This is a genomic window from Catenulispora rubra (genome assembly GCF_015356825.1).
Lineage (GTDB): Bacteria > Actinomycetota > Actinomycetes > Streptomycetales > Catenulisporaceae > Catenulispora > Catenulispora rubra.
The window spans coordinates 1-5,176 of the sequence record NZ_JAACYW010000477.1 but is presented as its reverse complement, the minus strand read 5'-3'; the positions used below and the strand labels follow the sequence as shown (position 1 = coordinate 5,176).

Genomic DNA, 5,176 nt, shown 5'->3' with positions numbered 1-5,176 from the left:
CCGGCTTCCCCAACTCCGGCTTCTGCGCCTGGCACGACTACGACGGCACGGTGTCCTACACCAACATGCCGTACGTCCTCGACGTTGTTGGGGGGTGTTTTTTTTTTTTTTTTTTTTATGCGATCGTCGGCAGCGTCAGGTGTGTATAAGAGACAGGTCCTAAGGACCCCGAGGACATGGCGAGGCCCGGCCGGTACGGATGCCGGCCGGGCCTCGCCGCGTTCGCGCCAGAACTGAATCGCCTCGTCGGAAAGGCTCTCCGCCTCACTCTTCGACGATCACGGACCGTCGTTCCGAGCCGGCCAGACCGCCGCCACAGCGCCCTGACCACGAGGTCCCGAAGCTAATACATGCGTACAACCTGGGCTCCACGCGGATCTGTTCAAAGCACACTCAAACTGAGCAGGCATCTGCATTTTCGGAGAGCGCCAACACCCAAGGAGCCGAACGAAGATGATCCCGGCATCTCGTCGAGTGGCGGGTTCTCCGCATGTTACTTCAGCAGGTGCACGATCGTCGTCTCGGTGTCGGCCGGATCCGGCGTCGGGTCTCCGTAGATTTCCCAGGAGTGCCCGGCGGATTCTCTCCGGTTCGCAATCATCCATAGGCCAATCGCGTCGTACGTCTCGTCCATGCGGTCGTACGGCCCGCGGTGCACGGCTACGGCGGCTTCGCCCGCCGGCGTTTCGGTAGCACACACCTCGCCGGCGGTTTCGAATGCGCGGGTGACCTGGACTCCGAAGTCGCAAAGCATCGGCGCACCAGGTTGATCCGAGTGGTGGTAGACGAATACGTTGTGGCCGTCGGTCCATAAGCCCGGCTGGCTGCGAATGAAGTCCCAGACCTCACCCACCGCGGGCCCCCACGCCGAGCCGACGTCACCCGGCGCGACCGTGCGCCGCACCGCAGCCAACATCCGGGGGCGGACAGTCTGTAGGTCGACCGAGACCGGCATTCCTACATTGTAGTGCGCAGTTCCTCATACCGAGGGGTCGAAGGCAGTTCTCGGCCGCGGTGGGGACTCAACCCGACTCCCGTCGTCGCCAATCGCCCAAGACGACTGCCTCACCAAGACCGTCGCCACGAGCAGCCCCCACATGCACGCAAGGTCAGCGACGACCTACATTTTCAACGAGCCCTAACTAGGGCCGCCAGGGCGTGGTTCACGGTGGCTGGTTCGCGTTTGGCCACGGCCAGCAGGTGGGTGCGGTAATCGCGCACCGCCCAGTCCCGCGCCGGCTTGTCGCCGAACGGATCGCTGTCGCCGCCAGCCCGAGGAAGGCGGTTCCCTGTTCCCTAAACCAGAATCCAGGCTCTGCGGACGCTCCAGAAGCGCGTTCTCTAAACCAGGAGTCTAGTTTGGAGAATCAGTATTCTCTAAATCCGCTAGGGCGGCTTCGACTCGAGCGATATCCAAAGCACGCCCCAGCGCACGGTAGATGTCGAGCGCCTCACGGAAACTCTCCGTAGCAGCGGGGCAGTTGCCGCTGCCTCCGGATATTATCTGCAATTTGCCGAGCTCGGTAAGCGCATCGGCCTGTCCGGATCGCATCCCTAGTTCGCGGTAGAGGATCAGCGCTTCGTTCTGGTTCATCGCGGCCGCAGCGAAATCCCCGGCAAGCCGCTGTACTGCACTGAGGTCCTTAAGGGCGTTGGCTTGCCCAAGCTGGTGGCCGAGCCGTCGAGACCGATTTTCACGGTCTTGGCGCCCTCGGTGCCGTCCAAGTCGTCGTGGAACACCTCGACAGTGCGCTTGGCCGCTGGTCTAGGTGAACGATGGCAGTCCAGCGTTCGTGCAGCGCGGCAACGCCTGACATAGCCACCCTCGGACACGCGTAGCAGGGTGCGCTGTTGGGCATTTCAGTTGTACAGCGAGATTCGGCCCTCCGTCATCGACGACGGACGGCCCACACGGCGACGTTGCGTGATCAAGCAACGCAGTTGTCGATATCGGTCTAGCAGCCCATTCGACTGATCGCAGAGTGCCAAAGCGGCGGCGAATGACGGATGCGCCGCAATCTGACCGCATGGTCGCTCCACGACCACCGACATCGTCATAGTCGGCCCAAGCATCGGATGCCAACGATCAAAGGGCTACGAACCGGCCTCTTTGCAAAGCCGGAGGCGGCATAGGTGGTACATACGTCCGCCCCAAGGCCCTGGGGCGGCGAAGCGGAATGGATACCACCGAGGGGGCCACGTGTTCGAGGCGTCCACTGTATGGCAGCAGCGCTTGTCCACCATCCTTCCGGCCGGGCATCGGGTTCTCCCGGACGGCGAGGACACCGCCGAGACGATCATTGCGATGGCCGATGAATGGTCGCAGCTCGGCGGGCGTTTCCAGATGATCGCTCGCTCCGGCAACAGCTTGCGCAAGCCCGTCTATGTCTCAGACGACTTCTGCCGACGGTTTCCGCGCTCGACGGCCGATCGCGCGTCCTTCGAACCGCATCGCAGCCAGGCGATGGCAAACTTGCTGATCCGCCTTGCGATGCACGCGGCTGCACGGTGCCCTGAGGCCGGGCCGGACCTTGTGGCCCCGTATCTGCGCTACGTGGACGACCGGTACAGGTGGAGTGCCCTGACCTGCGACGTCGGCGCACTGGCGATAGCCGTTCTCGACGTCCAGCTCACGGGCAGCCCGACAATCGCTCTCTGGTACCTCAACCAGGTGCAGTGCATGACCGACCACTGCCTGGCACATCAGCCCCCTCCAGCCGACGGTCGCTGGCAGTGGCCCGACCACGAGGCTGTATCGCCCCTGGCGTGGCAATCGATGCCGGCACTGGCATGGCTCCCAGGCGTGGGGACGGCGGCCGAACTCGACCCGACCTTGCCCGAAGCGCAAGCGCATCCGTTCTTCGCGGCGGCCCACTGACGCCCCCCGCCGACGAGCTCGGCGTGTCGGTCCGGACCGTCAAGTGCTGGGTGGCCGACTTCGAGGCGAACGGCGAGGCCGGGCTGGTGGATACGCCGCGGGTCGGCAACGTCCTGGACCGCTGCGATCCGAGGTGGGTGGAGACAGCGGTCGAGGTGATGGTCGAGCATGTCGACCAGGCCAGGCCGATGCAGAAGACCGTGATCGAGAGGACCGGGGCCAGGCTGATCACCGCTTCGGCGAGGGCGCGGTGCCGACGCCACCCAAGACGAGGCCTAGTCGCCGCCAGTCAGTTGCCGGGCCACGTCGCGGGGTACGCGCACGCCGCGGGTGCGGAGGTCGGTGATGAAGCGGGCGGAGAGCGGATCCGGTTGTGCCTGCGTCACCGCGATCAGCTGCCTGACCCACTTGGGGGAGAATGATCGGATCGCGGCCGGGAGGCCGGCGCTCACCGCGCTCACCGGGGTGACGGAGACCCCCAAACCGGCTGCTGCCAGTTGGGGCGCGGCTGCGGTGATCGAGGTGTTCATCACCGGCTCGGGTCGCACCCCGGCCTCGGCGAGCGAGCGGTCCAACCAATCGTGCAGTCCGTTGTCCGGCGCGAAGTGCACCAGCGCCACCCCGTCGAGTTCCTGCAGACGCACGTCGCCCGGGCCGGCCAGACGGTGACCGACCGGCGCCGTCAGGACGATCTCCTCCTCCGCGATCAGGCTCGTCTCGTAGCCCCGCGGGACCGGCGCGGGTAGGAGCACGATGTCCGCTGCGCCGGTGTCTATGAAGCCGAGCAACTCGGCGAGGACGGCGGACTCGCGCAGGCTGACGACGATGCCGGGGCGTCTGCGGTGCCAGTCCCGCAGGACTGGGGCGACGAGGGAGACCGTGAGGCTCTGGGCGCATGCCACGCGCAGGCTTCCCCCCGTACCGTCGCCGACCGCACGGGCCGAGCGCACGGCCGACGCGGCCGCCTCGAGCGTTCGACGGGCATGCGGGAGGGCCGCGTTGCCTGCGGGGGTCAGGCTCACCCCGCGCGGACGGCGGTTGAGCAGCACGGTTCGCGTCTCCCGCTCCAGCTCGGCGAGCTGGTGCGAGACCGCGGGTTGTGTCAGGTGCAGCAGTCGCGCGGCTTCGGTGATCGATCCGCAGTCGGCGACAGCGACCAGGCATTCGAGCGCACGAAGGGATGTCATAAACAGAGTTTATGTCAAGCCTCAGAACTATGAATCCCGCGATGGGATCGTTTGACGGCCGCTGGTTGCTGACAACCGTGGGCGCCCGCATCGGGTGCTGTGGACGGAACGCAACCCAGGAGGTTCGACATGGCGCAGATTTTCGTGACCGGCGGGTCGGGATTCATCGGCCGGGTACTGATCCGTCGGCTGGTGGACGAGGGGCACGACGTCCGAGCTCTCGTGCGAAGCGCAACAGCAGCAGACACCGTCACGGCTCTTGGCGCCGAACCGGTGCGGGGGGTGCTGACCGAGCCTGACACCTGGCGCCACGCGGTGTCGGGCAGCGAGGTGCTGTTCCACCTCGCGGCCGAGACCGATCTCGACGCCGGCCTCGCCCGGCACCGACTGGTCACCGTCGACGGGACCCGGGCCGCGCTGCAGGTCGCCCGTGACGCCAAGGTTGCCCGCTTCGTGAACTGTGGCAGCGAGGCCGCCCTGCTGGCCGGCGACCCGCTCATCGACGTCGATGAGACGGCGCCCCTACGGCCGGACTCCCCCGCACCGTACTGCGCGGTCAAGGCGCAGCAGGAGGCCATCGTGCTGGATGCGAACACGCACGATTTCACCACGGTCTCCATCCGCCCCAAATACGTCTGGGGTCCGGGAAGCCCAGTGACCGACGGCTTCGCCGCCCTGGCGAAGGCCGGGCAGTTCTCGTGGATCGACGGAGGCCGCCATACGACCGACATCACCTTCGTCGACAACGCCGTCGAGGGCCTGCTCCTCGGGTGGCAGCACGGCAATCCCGGGGAAGCGTACTTCGTCACCGACCAGGAACCCGTTCAGTACCGCGAGTTCATGCAGACCGTCTTCGACATCTACGGCGTCGACACCCCGATCCCTGACATCGACCTCGACACCGCGACCCAAAGTGTCCCAGTGCCGGCACGCTGGTTCATCGGGCAAACCTGCACCCTGCGCACCGACAAGGCCGTCAAGGACCTCGGCTACCGGCCGGTCGTATCCCGGACGGCGGCACTCGACATCCTGCGTCGATCTCGACAGTCCGAGACCGCATCCGCGGACCGCTGACCGCTGACCCGAGCGAGAGCGGGCCCGACGCCAACGG

5 protein-coding genes are annotated in these 5,176 nt (G+C 66.2%); 2 read left to right on the top strand and 3 right to left on the bottom strand.

Features of this window, described 5'->3' with window-relative positions; translation table 11 throughout:
• Positions 1 to 493: 493 nt before the first annotated feature.
• Positions 494 to 955 (bottom strand): GyrI-like domain-containing protein, encoded by a 462-nt coding sequence (locus GWK61_RS52590; RefSeq protein WP_194921781.1) that lies wholly within the window; start codon positions 953 to 955, stop codon positions 494 to 496.
• Between the two features lie 399 nt (positions 956 to 1,354).
• Positions 1,355 to 1,594 carry a hypothetical protein gene (locus GWK61_RS52585; RefSeq protein WP_194921778.1) on the bottom strand — a complete coding sequence of 80 codons (240 nt, stop codon included), beginning with the start codon at positions 1,592 to 1,594 and terminating at the stop codon, positions 1,355 to 1,357.
• A 606-nt stretch (positions 1,595 to 2,200) separates the two neighbouring features.
• On the opposite strand from GWK61_RS52585, the gene GWK61_RS52580 reads away from it, so the two are divergent.
• A complete protein-coding gene (locus tag GWK61_RS52580) occupies positions 2,201 to 2,878 on the top strand; it encodes a hypothetical protein (protein ID WP_194921776.1) in 678 nt (225 codons plus the stop codon).
• A gap of 275 nt (positions 2,879 to 3,153) precedes the next feature.
• Here the strand turns inward: GWK61_RS52580 and GWK61_RS52575 are convergent, their stop codons facing one another.
• Positions 3,154 to 4,065 carry a LysR family transcriptional regulator gene (locus GWK61_RS52575; protein ID WP_194921774.1) on the bottom strand — a complete coding sequence of 304 codons (912 nt, stop codon included), beginning with the start codon at positions 4,063 to 4,065 and terminating at the stop codon, positions 3,154 to 3,156.
• A gap of 129 nt (positions 4,066 to 4,194) precedes the next feature.
• On the opposite strand from GWK61_RS52575, the gene GWK61_RS52570 reads away from it, so the two are divergent.
• On the top strand, positions 4,195 to 5,139 hold the full coding sequence (locus tag GWK61_RS52570; RefSeq protein ID WP_194921772.1) for an NAD-dependent epimerase/dehydratase family protein: 945 nt from the start codon (positions 4,195 to 4,197) through the stop codon (positions 5,137 to 5,139).
• Positions 5,140 to 5,176 lie beyond the last annotated feature (37 nt).

Bases quoted from the DNA above. Each gene is read 5' to 3' on its own strand.
- GWK61_RS52590 (WP_194921781.1), bottom strand. From the start codon at position 955: ATGCCGGTCTCGGTCGACCTACAGACTGTCCGCCCCCGGATGTTGGCT.
- GWK61_RS52585 (WP_194921778.1), bottom strand. From the start codon at position 1,594: ATGAACCAGAACGAAGCGCTGATCCTCTACCGCGAACTAGGGATGCGA.
- GWK61_RS52575 (WP_194921774.1), bottom strand. From the start codon at position 4,065: ATGACATCCCTTCGTGCGCTCGAATGCCTGGTCGCTGTCGCCGACTGC.
- GWK61_RS52570 (WP_194921772.1), top strand. From the start codon at position 4,195: ATGGCGCAGATTTTCGTGACCGGCGGGTCGGGATTCATCGGCCGGGTA.